Below are 18,115 nucleotides of genomic sequence, written 5' to 3'. Positions count from 1 at the left end.
CCAGTCCGGCGCACGCTGGGTCGTATGCTGTCCTTCCTCGCTTCACTGGCTATCGTCGTGATCTTCGCGGTGGCGGTGTATCGGTACGCGCCCAGGCGCGCCGAGCGCGTTGCCGAACTGTTCGAGCGGTATCGGCCGCACGCGCCGATGGCCGACTGGTCCATGGAGTACGGCGACGAACGGCGACAGTTCGCCGAGCGCCGAGAGGTCCAGTTCTGAGCCACTGGTTCGGGCTGTCGGTGCCGCGGTGCACACTGGGCACATGCTGCGTTCGGACCGGGCCGTTGCCGGGGCGCTCTTCGATACCGTGATCGGCACCTGCGCGATCGCTTGGACCGATATCGGTGTGGTGCGGTTCCTGCTCCCCGAGGCCACCGCCGCCGCGACACGATCCCGGCTGCTGGGCCGCGGTTCCGGCGTGCGAGAGGAGGAGCCCACGGGCCCGATGGCCGAGGCGGTCGCCGGTGTCCGCGCCCACCTGCGCGGCACGCTCGACGATCTGCGCTGGATCCCGTTGGACCAGACCGGAAGCCCGGAATTCCATCGCTCGGTCTACGACATCACCCGCGCCATCGACCCCGGCCGCACCCTGAGCTACGGCCAGGTCGCCGAACGAATCGGCGCCCCCGGCGCCGCCCAGGCCGTCGGACAAGCCCTGGGCCGCAACCCCATCCCCCTCATCGTCCCCTGCCACCGAGTCCTGGCCGCCGACCACGCCCTGCACGGTTTCTCCGCCCCCGGCGGCCTCACCACCAAACAACGCCTACTCGAAATAGAACGCACCCCCGGCTTCGGCGAACCCATGCTCTTCTGACCCGCCCGCCCCGGGGAGATGGACAGCGCGAGTAGCTGGGTGTGCCGCGCCCTGCCGACTACTTCGCGGGTTGAGTGCTTGGGAGATGTGCCGCGCGCTGCGGACTACTTCGCGCCGCGCGCTGCGGACTACTTCGCGGGTTGGGGAGTGCCTGGGATGAGGGCGTTTTGGATGCCCTCGGTGGTGCGGTTGACGCCGTCGACGAGTTCGCTGGGGACGGCGTCGGGGACCGGGGCGCTGAATTCGCCGATTCGGACGCTGCGGGGGGCGGGAGGCTCGGGGGCCGGGGACTGGTCCGGCTTCTTCTCCGGGCGTGGCTTGGTTCGGGGTGCGGGGGCGGTGTTCTGCGGTGCGGCCGAACGGAAGTCGGCCGGCTCGTCGGTGCTCTGCTCGGCGGGCTCCTTCGGCGTCGTCACGCCCGGCTGCACCGGTCCCGCCACGGCGGTGGGCACGCCCGCGCAGGCCAGCGCGACGGCCACCGGCACCGCCGCCAGTCCGACCCGAATTGCCGCCTTCACCTTGCGGTTACGACGTACCACGTCGATGCACCACCCTTACCGATCCGCTGCTGCGAGCGGCGACCTCTGCCGCCCGCCCAGATCGTAGCGGGCGCAACGGCTCATGCCCACCGATCCGCCGTGCCAAACCTCGAGTGTCGAGCGGTCGCGGGCATGCGCGGTCTCAGCCGCGTTGTCTGCCGGTGGGCGGTTCGCCGCGCATGAGGTCGGCCAGAGCCTCGCGGTCGGTGACGTCGAGTTTGATGCAGGCGCGGTAGAGGTGGCCCTCGACGGTGCGGACGGAGACGGTGAGGCGGTCGGCGATCTGGCGGTTGGACAGACCGGCCGCGACCAGGTTGGCGATCTCGCGTTCGCGGGCGGTGAGCGGCAACGGCTGGGCGGACTGGCGCAGCGCCGGGGTGCCGGCCCCACCGCACGCCGCCGCCAACCGGTTCGCGGTCGCCGCCGACTCCAGCAGGCGACGGCGGTCGCCGGATCGTTCGTGCGCCGAGGCCGCCTGCGCCGCCGCGTCCGCCGCGGACAGCAGCGACCCGATCGCCTCGAATTCCGCTGCGGCGGCGTCCAATCCGGGGCCGTCGTTGGATGCCACCGCGACCGCGTGCCGCGACTGCGCCTGGACCAGCCGCCCGTCGATGCGAGCCGCGATATCGGCCAGCCGCCCGGCCACACTGTGGTCGCCGAACCGGGCCGCGGTGTGCAGCGCCATGGCCTCGATGGCGTGCTGGTTGGAGCGGGCGGCGGCGTCGGCGGCCGCGATGGCCAGCCGGACGGCAGGGGTTACCGTGCCCTCGGCGGCGGCCTGCCAGGCGCGGGCGATGTCGAGTTGCGGCCCGTACACCGCCGAGTGCCGCCCGCCGCGGCGATCGGCCTCGGTGATGACCTCCTTGGCCTCGGCGGCCCGCCCGAGCGCCGAATACGCTTCCGCCAGACGAACTCTCGCGGGGAACATCCACGCCGCGGCGCCCTCGGCGGTCAGCGCCGCCAGCGCCTGCTCCAGATTCTCGACCCCGTCGGGGAACCGTCCCCGGGCGACATCGACGGTGCCCTGCAAGATCTTCGACAATCCCCAGGCCAGGTACTGACCGGGCGCCGAGTACCCGATGTGCGACGAGGCGCACCGCTGGGCGGCATCCAGATCGCCGGTGAAGGTCAGCGCCAGCACCTCGGCGTGCGTGGACATGAACCGGTTGAGGCCGTCGATATGCGATTCGACCTCGTGCCCGCGGGCCGCGTACTTGCGGGCGGCCTCGCCGCGACCCATCAGTGCCAGCGCCAGGCCCCCGCCGAACGACGCCCACCACACCGCCCACGGTGGCGACTCGGCATCCGACATCACCGTGTCGGCGTCGACGAACGCGTCCTCCAAACGGTTCTCGTTGACCGCGCACGCCGACGACAGCCCGCGCAACGTCAGCGCCAGCTTCGGGTGGGCGACCTTGCCGCGCACCAGCGCCAGCACCTCGTCGGCGCGGTCGGCGTCGCCCATCGACCACAGCAGGTTGGACACCCGGGTGCTGCCCCACCGCACCAGTTGCAGTTCGTTCAGCTGGTCCGGGTCGAAGCTGGCCAGGGTGCGTTCGGCCTCGATGCGGTGCCCCTGGTAGAGCAGCGCGCGGGCGAGCAGGTCGGCGGACTCGACCCCGCCGCGCCGCTCCACGGCCGCGCGGGCGAACCGCTCGCCGAGGGGGATGTTGGCCAGTCCGATGGCGTCCGCGGCCGCCGCCTCGAACAGCTCCAGATCCGCGGATTTGTCGCTGTCCAAAGCCAATTCGGCGAGCCGGATACGGTCGGAGGCGGACTTGATCGGCCGCTCGCGCAGCGACGAGTACAACCGGCCGCGCAGCCGCCGCGCCGACGCGATGCCCAGCCGCCGCCGGATCACCTCACCGAACAGCGGATGGTTGTACCGCACCAGCAGCTGATGCGAGTTCTCGACAATCCTTACCAGCCCACGGGTTTCGGCCGCCTCGACGGCTTCCTCACCGGCCAGCTCGGCGAGCACGTCCAAGTCGATCGGCTCGCAGAAGGTGAGCAGCTCCAGCACCCGCAGCACGTCCTCGGGCAGCTGCTCGACCCGATCCTCCAGCAGCGCGGCCAATTCCGAGGTGACCGCCGCCCGCCCGCGCAGCTGCCACACGCCGTTGACCTGCTTCAGCGTGCCGACCTCGAGCGCGCCTTCCACCAAATGCCTGAGGAACAGGGCATTTCCGCCCGACGACTCCCACATCAGGTTGGCGGTGAAGCCCTCCAGCTGCCCGCCCAGCATCGACTCGACCAGTTCGACGCTCTGCCGTTCGGTGAAGGGGGACAGGTCGATTCGCAGCAGATGACCGTCTTTCCACAGCGAGGTCACCGCGTCGGGCACCTGGACTCCGCTGCGCACGGTGCACACGATGCGGGCCGCCTTGTCGATGGCCAGCTGCAGCAGCAGCGTCGCCGACAACTGGTCCAGCAGGTGGGCGTCGTCCACGCCGATGATGGTGTGCCCGTCGGCCAGCAGCGCCTCGCGCGCCGCCGCCATGAATGTCACCGGGTCGTGCGCGGTGTAGACGCCGACCATGTGGGCGAACACGCCGAGCGGAATGCTGCGGGCGGACTCGGTCCCCGCCACCCATCTGATGTTCCCGCCCACCGCGGCCGTCGCCTGGCGCGCCAGCGTCGTCTTCCCGACGCCGGCGTCACCGGTCAGCACGGCACCGACGAATTCGCTGCCGGTGAGTGCCGCGCGGATCGACTCGAGTTCGTTCCCGCGTTCGATCATCGGCCAATTCCGAGCCATGCGAATTACTTTAGTGCCTCAGTGATCATCGGCGGAGCGAACCGAGACCGAACAGACCACGCCAGATCCAGGGCGAATGTTCACCTGCTATCAACGGGCCGGTCGACGACAGATTCGCAATTGGTCAGTCGACCATGCCGTCTGCTGACCAGCTCGACGGGATCGGTGGTGAGCCTGCGGCGTCGGGCGGCAGGGTGTTCGGCGGCGGGAATTGCGCGGTTCCGGGGAAGGGTTGTGTTCCCGGTCCGCCCTGCGGCCACGGCGGCGCACCGGGCGGTGGGTTCGTCGGCCGCAGCGACGCCGAGGTGACTGGTAGCAGTAGTGCGACAACGGCAGCCACAGTCGTCAGGAACGCCAGGGCGATGAGCCATCGGCCGCCCTCGATAATTTCCTCGAGCCCCCCGTCGGGTGACCACCCACGCGATCCGCTGACCAACAGGATGACGGCATGCAGGAGCAATCCGCCGGTGCCGAGCCCCGCGAGTATTCGCGCTGTCAGTGACGGCCGGTTGTTCGCCAGCAGCATGACCGTACCCGTCACGGCCATCAGGGCCGCGACAGCCAGTGCGCAGGGGGCTATCAGGTAAAGCGCGGAATCGTAGGGCCAGTGACGATCCGACACCACGAACGGCTCTGCGATGTCCGCGACGACTGTCAGGGCCAACGCGACAAGTGCCAGCCCGGCGGCAACGGATCGCCGACTCGTCCGGGGGGCTGCCGGACGAGTCGGCGGGGGCGGCGCCCAAGGCATCTGCGGCGGCACCGGGTGGAAGGGATGTGAGGGCGGTCCCGGCCGTCCGGCCGGATACGGATCGACCATTCGCGGCTCCCCTCTGGATCGGCGACTCTCCCAGCGTAGCGGGGCCGGGAACGTTCCCGCAGGCGAGCGGCCCGAAGTCCCTCGGCCGCAGAGGAACTGGAAGATCGGTCGGCTATGTCCAGACGCGCTCGATCGGCGTGGCCTCCGACGGCGGCGGCGTGGGAATGCCGCCCGGCGTGCGGGAGAAGCGCGGGGCGGGGGAGTGCTGCACGACGCCGTCGATCTCCACCAGCGATTCGCGGGCGGCGATGTGCTCGTTCGCCGTCGCCTCGGTGAGCGTGAGGACCGGGGTGACGCAGGCGTCGGTGCCGTGGAAGACCGCCGCCCATTCGTCGCGGGTCTTCGTCTTGAACTTCTCGGTGAACAGCTTGCGCAGCTGATCCTGGCCGTTCGGGTCGATCTGCGCGGGCAGCCCCTCGGGGTCGATCTCGAGGCCCTTCAGGAACTCGGCGTAGAACTGCGGCTCGATGCAGCCCACCGCCATGTACTTGCCATCGGAGGTCTCATAGGTGTCGTAGAAGGCCATGCCGGTGTCGAGCAGGTTGGTGCCGCGCTCGTCGGACCACAGGCCCACTCCGCGCATGCCCCAGATCATGTGCGACAGCGCGAGCGCGCCGTCGACCATCGCGGCATCGATGACCTGCCCCTTGCCCGAGCTCTGCCGCTCCACCAGTGCCGCGAGGATGCCGAACACCAGGAACATCGACCCGCCGCCGAAGTCGCCGACCATGTTCAGCGGTGGCACCGGCCGCTCACCCTTGCGGCCGATGGCGTTGAGCACGCCGGTCAGCGAGATGTAGTTGATGTCGTGGCCGGCGCGGTCGGCGAGCGGGCCGTGCTGGCCCCAGCCGGTCATGCGGCCGTAGACCAGGCGCGGATTGCGTTCCAGGGCAGCGTCTGGACCCAGGCCCATGCGCTCGGTGACGCCGGGCCGGAAGCCCTCGATGAGCACGTCGGCCTTGTCGATCAGGCCGAGCACCTTCTCGATGTCCGCGGCGTCTTTCAGATTGGCCTCGACGATGGTGCGACCACGCCACTGCGGGCGCTCCATGAACCCCGGCAGCATGCCCGGCCGCTGCACCCGCACCACATCGGCGCCCAGGTCCGCGAGCAGCAGCGCCGCGTGCGGACCGGGGCCGATACCGGCCAGTTCGACAACTCGGATGCCCGCCAGCGGGCCCTGCTTCGTGGCTGCGGATGGAGTGGTCACGCCTACCTCGGTTCCTCGTCGATCCCGTTCTACCGGAGCACAGCCCGGTATTGTCAGTATGACAATAACGGCGACGACCGCGGCGGCAGGGCTCCCCTGACGGATTTCCGCGCGGCCCGGAGACCAGCTACTCGATCACCGGCAGCGGCACCGTATCGGCGGGCGCGGGTTTCGGCAGGTCACGCCGGTCCAGCCGCAGCGTCGGCGGCTCCCCGCTCCGAATCGGCAAGGTGGGCACGGGGTCTTCGTGCGCGGCGCGCACCTTCACCGGCAGGCGGTAGAACGCGCGGGCGTTGTCCTCGAGCACCTTGTACATGTCGGTGCCGACGGCATCGGCGATCAGCTCGATATCCGAATCCCGGAACGGCCGCCCCGCGCGGGTGCCGGGCAGATCCGAGCCGAACATCAGCGCATCGGGATTGACCGTGTGGATCCGCCGCATCGCCGACACCACGTTCATCGACACCCGGCCGAATCCGGACGCCTTCACCCGAGCGCCGCGATCCACCAGGTTGAGCAGGTAGGGCAGGCAGTCGTCGGACATGCCCATGTGGTCGATCGACAGCGCCGGCAGCTTGGAGATCACCGGCTCCAGCGATCCCAGCATCGACCCGTCGATGTACAGCTCGACGTGCCACCCGGCGATGTCGTGCGCCCGCAACGCCGCCATCGTCAGCGTCACGATGTCACCGGCCGCCCGCTTGAGGTTGAACCGCAGCGCGCGCACGCCCGCCCGGTCCAGTTCGGCGATCTCCGCGTCGGAGGCGTCGGGATCCGGGTTCAGCACCCCCACCCAGTTCGGCCCGAGTTCGGCCAGCGCGGCCCGCATGAAGCCGGTGTCGGTGCCCTGGAACGACGCGCTGACCACGGCGCCACCGTCGATGTCGAAGCGCGACATGCGCTTTCGATAGTCACCGATGGTGTAGGGCCGCGGCAGGTAGCCCTCGTTCTCGCTCAGCGGGAACCGCGGATCGATGAGGTGGACATGGGCATCGAACACGTGATCAGCATGCCTCACAACGGTGACGAATGCGTAAGCCGTGGTAACGGCCGTGCGTTTGCCTCAGGCTTTGTGCGGTTCGCTGGCGGCGAGCATCTCGTGCCGCTCGACCACCTTGACGCGCTCGCGGCCCTGCGGCTCGCCGAGGGACCGTTCGTGCGCATCCAGCCGGTACCAGCCCGCCCAGGTGGTGAACGGGATGCCCTTGTCTTCCAGCCACGTCGTCACCGCTTCCGGGTCGCGCTCGGCGGCGGGGGTGAACTTCGCGGCGTCGTCGAGCAGGCAGGCGATGGTCTCGTTCGCGTCGCCCTTGGTGTGGCCGATCAGGCCGACCGGGCCGCGCTTGATCCAGCCGGTGACGTAGGTGGCGGGCACGAATCGCCGCGCCGGGTCGTCGGCGCTGTCGTCGGCGAGCACGCGGCCCGCCTCGTTCGGGACGGTGCCGGCCTGCTCGTCGAAGGGGAGCTGCGGGATGTTCTGCGACAGGTAGCCGACGGCCCGATACACCGCTTGCACGTCCCACTCGTTGTAGTCGCCGGTGCCCTTGACGTTGCCGGTGCCGTCGAGCTGGGTGCGCTCGGTGCGCAACCCGACGACCTTGCCGTCCTCGCCGAGGATCTCGTGCGGAGACTCGAAGAAGTGCAGGAACAGCTTGTGCGGACGGTTGCCCACATCGCGGATCGCCCACTGCTCCAAGGTGTTGCAGACCATGTCGACCTGCTTGGAGTGACGGCGCGCGGCCTCGGAGCCCTCGTCGTAGTCGATGTCCTCGGGGTCGACGATGACCTCGATGGTCGGCGAGTGGTCCAGCTCGCGCAGTTCCAGCGGGGTGAACTTGGCCTGCGCGGGACCGCGGCGGCCGAACACGTGCACCTCGATCGCCTTGTTGTGCTTGAGGCCCTCGTAGACGTTCGGCGGGATCTCGGTCGGCAGCAGTTCGTCGCCGGTCTTGGCGAGCACGCGGGCCACGTCGAGCGCGACGTTGCCGACGCCGAGCACGGCCACCTTCTCGGCGTCCAGCGGCCAGGAACGCGGCACGTCGGGGTGGCCGTCGTACCAGGAGACGAAGTCGGCGGCGCCGTAGGAGCCGTCCAGGTCGATGCCGGGCACGGGCAGCGCGCGGTCGGCGTTGGCGCCGGTGGAGAAGATCACCGCGTCGTAGAACCGCCGCATGTCCGACAGCGTGATGTCGGTGCCGTAGTCGATGTTGCCGAGCAGACGCACCTGCGGCTTGTCGAGGACCTTGTGCAGTGCGGTGACGATGCCCTTGATGCGGGGATGGTCGGGAGCGACTCCGTAGCGAATGAGCCCGAACGGTGCGGGCATCCGCTCGTAGAGGTCGATGCTCACCTCGGCATCGGACTTCATCAGGGCGTCGGCGGCGTAGATTCCGGCCGGTCCGGCGCCCACGATCGCAATGCGCAGTGGGTTGGTCGCACTGTATTCCGTCATTCTTACGCGCACCCTCTGGTAGAGAACTCTGTCGTCATGTACTCAGCCGTGTTGTTCAGCCGTCTTTTCTTAGCTTAGGCTAAGTTGACGTGCGGGCCGGGCTGCACCCCGCCGATCCGACATCCGCTCGATGCTGCTTCGTTGCTGTCCGAGATGTGGTTCGGACCCGGCCTGGGCCGGGCATTCTGTTGAGTCTATCGGTGCTCGCCGTGATCGTTATTCCCGGGATCCGCCGGGAAATGCCGATGTGATCCCTGGCACTCCGGCTCACCATGGATGATCGACGCATGACCGACGCCGACGAGCCGACCCCCATCGACCAGCGCGACAGCATCAAGTCACCGGTTCCGTTCATCGCGGCCGCGGTGGTGGCGGTGCTGGTGCTGGCGGGCATCGTCGCGCTCGCGCTGGCCCGGCCGGCTGAGAAGAATCTCACAGACGCGGACCGGGTCGCGATCGCCGCGCGGAATTTCGCCACCGCGCAGGCGGATTCGAACGCCGACCGCCGCGCCACCACCGCCTGCCGCGACTTCGACGCCGCTCGCTCGCCGCTGGGGCCGGAGGCGGTCGGCAAGGACGTCGAGATCGTGAAGGTCACCGACACCGTCGTCGACGGCGACCACGCGCGGGCCGCGGTGACCAGCCGCATCGACGGCCGCGAAACGACCTCGACCTGGACTTTGACCCGTGCCGACGGCGCCTGGCTGGTCTGCGACCGCCCATGAGCGGAGGTTTGACAGGCGACCTCGTGACCGGGCACTCTCAATTCCAGGTCATGAGCGCCAGCGCCAAGCCCCGGCTCGCTGGTCGGCAACCCTCCTCCGCGGTGGGGTGCTCCGGGTGACGACCTGGCCACGCATCGGTGTCCTCGCGGTGCGGCAAGTGCGGATTCTCAGGAGGTGCGAGAAGTGAGTTATGCGGGCGACATCACCCCGAAGCAGGCGTGGGACCTGTTGCGCGACAATCCCGATGCGGTTCTGGTCGACGTGCGGACCGAGGCCGAGTGGCGGTTCGTCGGGGTGCCGGACACCAGCTCGATCGATCGGCCGACGGCACTGATCGAATGGGTCGACGGGACGGGCGCGCCCAACGCGCAGTTCGTCGATCAGCTGAAGCAGGTACTGGCCGAGCGGAATCCGGACGGCGACGCCCCGGTGATCTTCCTCTGCCGGTCCGGGCAGCGCTCCATCGGTGCCGCGACCGCGGCGACGGCGGCCGGTTTCGCGCCGTCCTACAACGTGCTCGAGGGCTTCGAGGGCCCGCTGGATCCGCAGGGGCATCGCGGCGGCGCCGGCTGGCGCGCCCACGGACTCCCGTGGCGGCAGTCGTGATCACCGGCGGCGCGTTCGACAAGCCGCTGCCCGAGGGCGTGGGTCCGGCGACCCTGGGCGTGCGCGGCGGGCTGCGGCGATCCGGGTTCGAGGAGACCGCCGAGGCGCTGTATCTGTCCTCCGGTTTCGTGTACGAGAGCGCCGAGGCGGCCGAGGCCGCGTTCACCGGCGACGTCGAACATTTCGTGTACTCGCGCTACGGCAACCCGACGGTCGCCATGTTCGAGGAGCGGATGCGCCTGATCGAGGGCGCCGAGGCGTGCTTCGCCACCGCCAGTGGCATGTCGGCCGTATTCACCGCGCTCGCGGCGCTGCTGGGCGAGGGTGATCGGCTGGTGGCCGCGCGCAGCCTGTTCGGATCGTGTTTCGTGGTCTGCAACGAGATCCTGCCGCGCTGGGGCGTGGAGACCGTCTTCGTCGACGGGGAGGATCTCGATCAGTGGGCGGCGGCGCTGTCACAGCCCACCCAGGCGGTGTTCTTCGAGACGCCCTCGAACCCGATGCAGACCCTCGTCGATGTCCGCCGGGTGTCCGAGCTGGCGCATGCCGCGGGCGCGAAAGTGGTGCTGGACAACGTCTTCGCCACTCCGCTGCTGCAGCGCAGCCTGGATCTGGGCGCCGACATCGTGGTGTATTCGGGCACCAAGCACATCGACGGTCAGGGCCGGGTGCTCGGCGGCGCCATCCTGGGCCCGAACGACTACATCGACGGTCCGGTGAAGCACCTCATGCGCCACACCGGCCCGGCGCTGAGCGCGTTCAACGCCTGGACCCTGCTCAAAGGATTGGAGACCATGCCGCTGCGGGTGCGCCAGTCCGCGGAGTCGGCGCTGCGGGTGGCGGAATTCCTGGAGCGCCACCCCGCCGTCTCCTGGACGAAATACCCCTTCCTGCCATCACATCCGCAGTACGCGCTGGCGCGGGAGCAGATGTCGGCGGGCGGTACCGTCGTCACCTTCGAGCTCGCGTCCGGCAGCGGCGACGGTGCGGCGAAGAAACGCGCGTTCGAGGTGCTCAACCGGTTGCGCATCGTCGACATCTCCAACAACCTCGGCGACGCCAAGACCCTGATCACGCATCCGGCCACCACCACCCACCGGGCGATGGGACCGGAAGGGCGTGCGGCCGTGGGCATTACCGACGGCGTGGTGCGGATCTCGATCGGCCTGGAGGACGTCGAGGATCTGCTCGGCGATCTGGAACAGGCGCTGAGCTGATCAGAAGTCCCAGTCGGCGTCCTCGGTCTGCTGCTGTTTGCCGATGACGTAGGAACTGCCGGAGCCGGAGAAGAAGTCGTGGTTCTCGCCCGCGCCCGGATCGAGCGCGGCGAGGATCGACGGGTCGACCCGGCAGTCCTCGGGGGCGAAGGCGGGCTCGTAGCCGAGATTGCCCAGTGCGCGATTGGCGTTGAACCGCATGAACGGCAGGACGTCCGCGGTCCAGCCGACCTCGTCGTAGAGGTCGTGCGCGTACTCGATCTCGTTGGCGTACAGCGTGTGTAGCAGTTCGTAGGTGTAGTCGCGGTGGTCCCGGCGTTCGGCCTCGGACAACTCGGCCAGGCCGCGGCGGCACTTGTAGCCGATGTAGAAGCCGTGCACCGCTTCGTCTCTGATGATGAGCCGGACGAGATCGGCTGTGTTGGTGAGCTTTCCGCGTGCCGACCAGCGCATCGGCAGGAAGAAGCCGGAGTAGAACAGGAACGATTCCAGCATCACCGAGGCGGCCTTGCGCTTGTGCGCATCGTCGCCGCGGTAGTAGTCGACGATGATCTGCGCCTTGCGCTGCAGGTGCGGATTGGCCTCGGACCAGTCGAAGGCGGCGTCGATCTGGCGGGTGGAGCACAGCGTGGAGAAGATCGAGCTGTAGCTCTTGGCGTGCACCGACTCCATGAACGCGATGTTGGTCAGCACGGCCTCCTCGTGCGGGGTGATCGCGTCGGCCAGCATGGCGACCGCGCCCACGGTGGCCTGCGCCGTGTCCAGCAGTGTGAGGCCGGTGAAAACCCTGGTGGTGAGCTGTTGTTCGGTCGCGGTGAGCTGTTCCCAGGTGTGCAGGTCGTTGGACAGCGGTACCCGCTCCGGCAGCCAGAAGTTCCCGGTCAGCCGGTCCCAGACCGCGGCGTCCTGCGGGTCGGGCAGGCGGTTCCAGTTGATCGCGTGCACGCGGTCGACGAGTGTGGTCATGCGGCTCTCCGATCGGCGGGGTGGGGCGGGCTTACCATAGTTCGGGAAGGCTAACATTTAATTTCGGTTAGGCTAATAGCGGTGAATGGCCGTGTCGCATCCCTTTGCTTCCAGCCTGCGCGCGATCCGCGGTCCATGCACACGCGCGGCGGGGCGTGTCGTGTTCGCCAGGCGATCTGTTGACAGCATGCTGTCAAATATGACAGCATGCTGTCATGATGAAAACAGTGCACATGGCCGTTTACGACACGTTCGCCGATTGGGAGGTGGGACACGCCACCGCCCACCTCAACCGGCCGCTGTGGCAGCGCGAACCTGGCACGTGGCAGGTCCGGACGGTCGGCGCGACGGCGGATCCGGTCGTGTCGGCGGGCGGGATGCGAGTGGTTCCGGACATCACGCTGGCGGCGCTGTCACCGGCCGACAGCGCGATGCTGCTCCTGCCGGGCGCCGACACGTGGGTCACCGGCGAGCTGGCCGCCTTCGGCTGCAAGGCGGGGGAGTTCCTGGCGGCGGGCGTGCCCGTGGCGGGCATCTGCGGGGCCACCTTCGGCCTGGCGCTGGCGGGACTGCTCGACGACCGCCCGCACACCAGCAACGACGCGAGTTTCCTTGCCATGAGCGAATATTCGGGCGGAGCGCACTACGTCGCCGAACCGGCGGTGACGGCCGGCGATCTCATCACGGCCACCGGCACCCGGCCCGTCGAGTTCGCGCGGGCCGTGCTGGCGCGGCTGGGTGTCTACGAGCCGCACGTGCTCGATGCCTGGTACGCCCTCTACGGCAACAACGATCCGCAGGGCTTCTACGCGCTGGCCGAGTACGAGCAGCGGCGCTCGGCGCCCGAGCCCGCGGCGCACTGAGCGATGGCCGAGCAGACGATCCGCACCGAACAGGACCTGTTCGCTACCGCGGCGGTCACCACGTTCAAACTGAACGGCCAATTCCTCGCCGTCGCGGAGGAATTGGCTCGCCCGGCGGGTATCACCGTGGCGTGGTGGCAGGTGCTGGGCGCCATCCTGCGCGAGCCCCTGCCGGTCGCCGGAATCGCTCGCGAGATGGGTCTGGCCCGCCAGAGCGTGCAGCGCATCGCGGACCTGTTGGTAGCCAAGGGTTTCGCCGAATACCGCCCCAACCCCGCCCACCGCCGCGCCAAACTCGTCGCCGTCACCGAGACCGGCCACAACGCCGTCCGCCGCATCAACCCCCAGCACGCCGACATGGCGAAACGCCTTGCCGCCGAACTGGGCCCGGCTCGCCTGGCCGAGATCGCCGACGCCCTGACGGACCTGTCCGCGGCCCTGGACCGCCTCGAGGCGGGGTGAGGCACGCGGACAGGAGTGGTTCAGGCGTCCGCTACGGAAAACGGGTCGGAGGTGCGGCCCACCAGGTCGGCGACGGAGTCCACGACCGCGGTCGGGCGGTAGGGATAGTGCTCGACAGATGCCCGGGTGGAGATGCCGGAGGTGACGAGGATGGTGCGCATACCGGCCTCCAAACCCGCGATGACATCGGTGTCCATCCGGTCGCCGATCATGACCGAGGACTGGGAGTGAGCGCCGATGCGGCGCAGGGCGGAACGCATCATCAGCGGGTTGGGCTTGCCGATGTAGTACGGGTCGCGGCCGGTGGCACGGGTGATCAGGGCGGCGACCGAACCCGTGGCGGGCAGCACGCCCTCGCGGGACGGGCCGGTCGCGTCCGGATTCGTCGCGATGAAGCGAGCGCCACGCTCGACCAGCCGGATGGCGGTGGTGATCGCCTCGAAGGAGTAGGTGCGGGTCTCGCCGAGAACCACGTAGTCGGGGTCGCTGTCGGTCAGGACGTAGCCGATCTCGTGCAGCGCCGTGGTGAGGCCCGACTCCCCGACCACGTAGGCGGTGCCGCCGGGGCGCTGCTCGTCCAGGAAGGTCGCGGTGGCCAGGGCCGAGGTCCAGATCGCCTCGGCGGGAATGTCCAGGCCGGTGTGCCGCAGCCGTGCCTGCAGATCGCGGGGGGTGCGGATGGAGTTGTTGGTCAGCACGAGAAACGGGACCTCGGCCGCCTGCAGCTCCGTCAGGAACTTGTCGGCGCCCGGCACCAGATGGTCCTCGTGCACCAGCACGCCGTCCATATCGGTCAGGTAGGACAGAATAGGCTCATCGTCGGCAGTCACCACTCAATTCTGACAGCGGCCCGCCACCCGCGCTTCCTGCGGGCTCTCGGTGGGGCAACTCGTTCGCAACCCTCGTCGTCTCGGTCGTCCGCACATGTGCCGGAACCGCTGACTAGTGTCGAGGAAGGCCGCGCGAGACGCGCCGGGGAATGGTCGGTGGCAGCCCCGCGCTGCACTCGGTCGACGGGGCCCCGCCCCACAGCAGGCAAGCGACGAACAGGAGTGGCGCAGTGAGTGGACTCAAGCTCGGGTACAAGGCGTCGGCGGAACAGTTCGGCCCCCGGGAGCTGGTGGAGCTCGGGGTGCTGGTCGAGGAGCACGGGCTCGACAGCGCCACGGTGAGCGACCATTTCCAGCCGTGGCGGCACGAGGGCGGGCACGCGCCGTTCTCGCTGGCGTGGATGACCGCGGTCGGCGAGCGCACCACGCGGATCCAGCTCGGCACCTCGGTGCTGACTCCCACCTTCCGCTACAACCCGGCCGTGATCGCGCAGGCCTTCGCGACCATGGGCTGTCTGTATCCCGACCGCATCATGCTGGGCGTCGGGACCGGCGAGGCGCTCAACGAGATCGCCACCGGATACAAGGGCGAGTGGCCGGAGTTCAAGGAGCGGTTCGGGCGGCTGCGCGAGTCCGTCGACCTGATGCGCGCCCTGTGGACCGGCGACCGAGTGAGCTTCGAAGGCCAGTACTACAACACCGTCGGCGCCTCCATCTACGACGTGCCCAAGGGCGGTATCCCGATCTACGTCGCCGCGGGCGGCCCCCTCGTGGCCAAGTACGCGGGCCGCGCCGGAGACGGTTTCATCTGTACCTCGGGCAAGGGCATGGACCTCTACACCGAGAAGCTGATGCCCGCGGTCACCGAAGGAGCGGCCAAGGCGGGCCGCACGGTCGACGACATCGACCGCATGATCGAAATCAAGATCTCCTACGACACCGATCCCGAACTCGCACTGGAGAACACCCGCTTCTGGGCCCCCCTCTCCCTGACCGCCGAACAGAAGCACTCCATCACCGACCCGATCGAAATGGAGGCCGCCGCCGACGCCCTCCCCATCGAACAGATCGCCAAGCGCTGGATCGTCGCCAGCGACCCCGACGAGGCCGTCTCCCTCATCAAGCCCTACGTGGACGCCGGCCTCAACCACCTGGTCTTCCACGCCCCCGGCCACGACCAACGCCGCTTCCTCGACCTCTTCCAACGCGACCTGGCCCCCCGCCTGCGGGCACTGTAAACCACCGTCCCCGGCGACCAGAGGGCATTCGTCACATCGGGTCAGGCTCTGTTCGGCGTTGTATCTCGCGGGCTATGTCCTCGGCAGACGCGGCGGTCACGATGGTGTCGTTGTCCGTGACTTCGATGAGGTATCGGCCGCCTGCTCTGGTGTTCTCGCTGACGTCGATCCAGCTGACGTAGGTGGAGGGGTGCGGTCGCCGGTCGTGTAGACACCGGTCGATGCGTAGGTAGCCTTGGGCCGTACGCGGCACCCGGAGCAAGAGACGTATGCGTTCCTCGACAGGGCGCTGGTCGGCATCGTTGCGCAGCCACGAACTCGGTGGTTCCTCGCCGCGCACGCGTGGGGTGTAACCGGCCAGCCCTCCGAGCGCGCCGGCGGGTACCGCGGGCATTGTGGCAGCGATATGCCTGCCGAGCAGGTGTCGGCTGGTGACAACAAGTTTGATGTCACCACCGAAATCAGCTGTGCGGCCCGGCTTCTGGTAGAGGATCACCCCGAGATCACCGACCGCAGCGGCTTGTGAGCGCACGCGGCGGTCATCGTTGTGAAACCACCCGTTACAGATGATGCGCAGGTCGGGATTGGTCAACAATCGCAGCGGTCCCGCGAGGTCGGGATCGCCGCGGCGCGGGTAGCGCGTACTGATCTCGGCGCGCAGTTGCTCGTATTCTGTTGCAGTGGTAGGAGTTTCGATGATGCTGATGGGATGTGGATAATCACCGTCCAGGCCGGTTTCCGTCGACCATACATACGCGAATTCGTCCGGGGTGAAGATCCAGGCGGTCTGGGTCTTCATTTGACGGGTCTCTCGCTGGAAACATCCTCCATCATCGGGCCCGTACCCGAGATGGTGATATATCGCGGTGTCTCGTCAGTGGCGACGGGCTCGTCGGCATCCTCGGCGGCTGGGGAACCGCCGTCGCGCGCAACGGGTTCCGGCGAGTATGACGTGGCCTCCACGCCTTCGACGGGCGGAACCGGAGGTTCCGGAGCCGATGCCCGGGCAACATCGCGATCCGAGAACTGTACGGCTGCATGATCCGGCTGCGTGGCGAACGAGTCGTCGGCCGGGACGCCTTCGGATACGGCATCTGCGCCGATAACCCCGGCCGGTGCCGGAAGCCCTGCTGTCCAGTCCGGTTGAACGCGCTTGAGGTAGTCGGGAGTGCGGTGCTCCTGATCCTCCTCGTCCCTGTCGTTTCTGCGGCCCTGCGCCCCGTGCGGCACGGAGCCAGGAACGGTGCCGGGTCTGGCCCCAGCCGTGCTGCGCGCCAAGCCTGCGCCGGTATCGCCGCCGGGTACCCCGGGAACTCCGACTCCGGGCATACCCGGCCGCTGGTCTCCAGGGCTGCCGAGCTGGGACACCGACGGGCCGGCCGTCCGGCCGCCGAAATCACCGGCTGGAGCGATGTTGCCCGGGGCGCCTGCGGCGGCGTGCACACCCGCCGCGGTTGTCGGTGCGGGGTCGGGTCCGGCTCCATTGGGCAGCAATCCCCCGGGCAGTCCCAGACCAGTGGGATTCGTCGCCGACGGCGAAGGCGGCTGCGAGTCTTGCGCTTCGGGTGATTCAGGACTCGCCGAGGTCGGGTTCGACCGACCCTCGCCGGGGCCTGTGCCACCGTTGTTCCAGCCCGCGTTCGTCGAGGTGCCGTCGTCACCGCCGGTGGCTTTCGGAACATCAAGGTAGGCAGGGACATTCGTGCCTGCCGGCGGAAACGTCGGGGTATAGATGCTCTCGAGTGCGCGGATGGCGTCTTGGCGAGCCTTCTCCCGCTGTGTTTCGGCCTGATCGATGGCCTGCGGATTGGGCAACAATGGGAGTACCGCTTGGCCGGGGTTGTCCGACGTGGGGGTGAGCGGTACCGCGTCGGGCGGTGGCTGCACCGCTGTGCGCACCGCTTCCGCGGCCCAGGCCAGACCGTCCAAGCGCATCGCGACCGACTCGAAGACCTGGCCGATCTGGTTGGCTACGCGCGCATATCGCTCCGAGGCTACCTGGGCGGTGTCGGCCGCGGTGCCCTTCCACAGGCCGTGCCCGAAGATGTTGTTCATACCGAGCATGAGCGTGAACGTCGACAGGTTCTCCAGTTCGTTCGAGCAGTCGAACCAGGCCTGCCGCATTGTTTGCAGACCCTTCGGGTCCAGTCCGCCGAAACCGTTCACCGCCTCGTACAGAGCTTCGTGCGACATACCCTGGAAGTGGTCGTCGCTACTGGTGTAGGCGGGATCGGTGCCTGCGCCCAGATCGCCCAGCTTGCTGTCGATCTGGCCGACACGCTGCTCGGAGGCACCCAGTTTCTGCGCGAAAGGCTGGATCCTGGCTTGGATTGCCGCATCGTGGATTTCGGTGAGGAAATCCTTCGAGGGGGCCGGTGCCGGGGCTGCTGCATCCGGCGAAGGTTGTGGACCGCCCGTCGAACCCATTCGCCGCCCCCCTGAGCGATCCCGTGCGCTACTCGCTGATCACAGCGTCCAGACGAGATTAACACAGTGCCACATACGGATTCGATGTCGATGCCGCCACCCGAGCTGGCAGAATCTTGCCGAGTTCGGCGATCGGTACGAGCGCGGCTCGCCCGGTCGGGCAGCCTGCGCTACCAGAAGGGGGACGA

General features: G+C 68.7%; 18 protein-coding genes and 1 riboswitch. Of the genes, 8 read left to right on the top strand and 10 right to left on the bottom strand.

What is annotated here, in order from left to right; all coding sequences use genetic code 11:
- The first annotated feature begins 24 nt into the window (after positions 1 to 24).
- Entirely contained in the window at positions 25 to 219 is a 195-nt protein-coding gene (locus NWFMUON74_RS33375; protein WP_187685670.1) for a hypothetical protein, read from the top strand.
- A gap of 43 nt (positions 220 to 262) precedes the next feature.
- Positions 263 to 814: a methylated-DNA--[protein]-cysteine S-methyltransferase gene (locus NWFMUON74_RS33370; protein WP_187685669.1), complete on the top strand. Its 552-nt coding sequence runs from the start codon at positions 263 to 265 to the stop codon at positions 812 to 814.
- A gap of 128 nt (positions 815 to 942) precedes the next feature.
- Here NWFMUON74_RS33370 and NWFMUON74_RS33365 read toward each other — a convergent pair whose 3' ends face one another.
- The 6 genes from NWFMUON74_RS33365 to NWFMUON74_RS33340 all read right to left on the bottom strand — a co-directional run bounded on the left by NWFMUON74_RS33365 (position 943) and on the right by NWFMUON74_RS33340 (position 8,593).
- The gene (locus NWFMUON74_RS33365) at positions 943 to 1,353 is read right to left on the bottom strand and encodes a hypothetical protein (protein ID WP_187685668.1); all 411 of its coding nucleotides are present in this window, start codon (positions 1,351 to 1,353) and stop codon (positions 943 to 945) included.
- 142 nt (positions 1,354 to 1,495) lie between these two features.
- Positions 1,496 to 4,111: a helix-turn-helix transcriptional regulator gene (locus tag NWFMUON74_RS33360; protein ID WP_187685667.1), complete on the bottom strand. Its 2,616-nt coding sequence runs from the start codon at positions 4,109 to 4,111 to the stop codon at positions 1,496 to 1,498.
- A gap of 124 nt (positions 4,112 to 4,235) precedes the next feature.
- A complete protein-coding gene (locus NWFMUON74_RS36450) occupies positions 4,236 to 4,775 on the bottom strand; it encodes a hypothetical protein (protein WP_187685666.1) in 540 nt (179 codons plus the stop codon).
- 268 nt (positions 4,776 to 5,043) lie between these two features.
- On the bottom strand, positions 5,044 to 6,141 hold the full coding sequence (locus NWFMUON74_RS33350; protein WP_187685665.1) for a CaiB/BaiF CoA transferase family protein: 1,098 nt from the start codon (positions 6,139 to 6,141) through the stop codon (positions 5,044 to 5,046).
- 127 nt (positions 6,142 to 6,268) lie between these two features.
- Positions 6,269 to 7,141 (bottom strand): amidohydrolase family protein, encoded by an 873-nt coding sequence (locus tag NWFMUON74_RS33345; RefSeq protein WP_187685664.1) that lies wholly within the window; start codon positions 7,139 to 7,141, stop codon positions 6,269 to 6,271.
- Between the two features lie 63 nt (positions 7,142 to 7,204).
- Positions 7,205 to 8,593, bottom strand: a complete 1,389-nt coding sequence (locus tag NWFMUON74_RS33340; RefSeq protein WP_187685663.1) for an FAD-dependent oxidoreductase — start codon at positions 8,591 to 8,593, stop codon at positions 7,205 to 7,207.
- Positions 8,594 to 8,880: 287 nt separating this feature from the next.
- On the opposite strand from NWFMUON74_RS33340, the gene NWFMUON74_RS33335 reads away from it, so the two are divergent.
- The 3 genes from NWFMUON74_RS33335 (at position 8,881) to NWFMUON74_RS33325 (ending at position 11,141) form a co-directional block, all read left to right on the top strand.
- A complete protein-coding gene (locus NWFMUON74_RS33335) occupies positions 8,881 to 9,318 on the top strand; it encodes an Rv0361 family membrane protein (protein ID WP_187685662.1) in 438 nt (145 codons plus the stop codon).
- Between the two features lie 46 nt (positions 9,319 to 9,364).
- A riboswitch (SAM riboswitch) is annotated at positions 9,365 to 9,484 on the top strand.
- A 17-nt stretch (positions 9,485 to 9,501) separates the two neighbouring features.
- Complete coding sequence (locus tag NWFMUON74_RS33330; protein WP_187685661.1) at positions 9,502 to 9,924, top strand: rhodanese-like domain-containing protein; 423 nt, start codon at positions 9,502 to 9,504, stop codon at positions 9,922 to 9,924.
- Positions 9,921 to 11,141 carry an O-succinylhomoserine sulfhydrylase gene (locus NWFMUON74_RS33325; protein ID WP_187689572.1) on the top strand — a complete coding sequence of 407 codons (1,221 nt, stop codon included), beginning with the start codon at positions 9,921 to 9,923 and terminating at the stop codon, positions 11,139 to 11,141. Before NWFMUON74_RS33330 ends, NWFMUON74_RS33325 begins: the two co-directional genes overlap by 4 nt.
- Here NWFMUON74_RS33325 and nrdF read toward each other — a convergent pair whose 3' ends face one another.
- Positions 11,142 to 12,107, bottom strand: a complete 966-nt coding sequence (gene nrdF / locus NWFMUON74_RS33320; RefSeq protein WP_187685660.1) for a class 1b ribonucleoside-diphosphate reductase subunit beta — start codon at positions 12,105 to 12,107, stop codon at positions 11,142 to 11,144.
- Between the two features lie 215 nt (positions 12,108 to 12,322).
- Between nrdF and NWFMUON74_RS33315 the strand changes: the two genes are divergently transcribed.
- Both NWFMUON74_RS33315 and NWFMUON74_RS33310 read left to right on the top strand, forming a co-directional pair.
- The gene (locus NWFMUON74_RS33315; RefSeq protein WP_187685659.1) at positions 12,323 to 12,970 is read left to right on the top strand and encodes a DJ-1/PfpI family protein; all 648 of its coding nucleotides are present in this window, start codon (positions 12,323 to 12,325) and stop codon (positions 12,968 to 12,970) included.
- Between the two features lie 3 nt (positions 12,971 to 12,973).
- Positions 12,974 to 13,432, top strand: coding sequence for a MarR family winged helix-turn-helix transcriptional regulator (locus NWFMUON74_RS33310; RefSeq protein ID WP_187685658.1), 459 nt, complete (start codon positions 12,974 to 12,976; stop codon positions 13,430 to 13,432).
- Positions 13,433 to 13,452: 20 nt separating this feature from the next.
- Here the strand turns inward: NWFMUON74_RS33310 and NWFMUON74_RS33305 are convergent, their stop codons facing one another.
- Positions 13,453 to 14,220 (bottom strand): HAD-IIA family hydrolase, encoded by a 768-nt coding sequence (locus NWFMUON74_RS33305; protein ID WP_425300583.1) that lies wholly within the window; start codon positions 14,218 to 14,220, stop codon positions 13,453 to 13,455.
- A gap of 272 nt (positions 14,221 to 14,492) precedes the next feature.
- Between NWFMUON74_RS33305 and fgd the strand changes: the two genes are divergently transcribed.
- Positions 14,493 to 15,500, top strand: coding sequence for a glucose-6-phosphate dehydrogenase (coenzyme-F420) (gene fgd / locus NWFMUON74_RS33300; RefSeq protein WP_187685656.1), 1,008 nt, complete (start codon positions 14,493 to 14,495; stop codon positions 15,498 to 15,500).
- 31 nt (positions 15,501 to 15,531) lie between these two features.
- Here fgd and NWFMUON74_RS33295 read toward each other — a convergent pair whose 3' ends face one another.
- Together NWFMUON74_RS33295 and NWFMUON74_RS33290 are read right to left on the bottom strand one after the other, a co-directional pair.
- Positions 15,532 to 16,299 carry an ESX secretion-associated protein EspG gene (locus NWFMUON74_RS33295; RefSeq protein ID WP_187685655.1) on the bottom strand — a complete coding sequence of 256 codons (768 nt, stop codon included), beginning with the start codon at positions 16,297 to 16,299 and terminating at the stop codon, positions 15,532 to 15,534.
- Positions 16,296 to 17,927, bottom strand: coding sequence for a hypothetical protein (locus NWFMUON74_RS33290; protein WP_187685654.1), 1,632 nt, complete (start codon positions 17,925 to 17,927; stop codon positions 16,296 to 16,298). The genes NWFMUON74_RS33295 and NWFMUON74_RS33290 overlap by 4 nt, the downstream gene beginning before the upstream one ends.
- Positions 17,928 to 18,115: the final 188 nt, after the last annotated feature.

This window comes from Nocardia wallacei, from assembly GCF_014466955.1.
In the GTDB taxonomy this organism is placed as follows: domain Bacteria; phylum Actinomycetota; class Actinomycetes; order Mycobacteriales; family Mycobacteriaceae; genus Nocardia; species Nocardia wallacei.
Note: the sequence above shows the minus strand (reverse complement) of the source record. Positions and strands in the feature narration are given on the sequence as shown.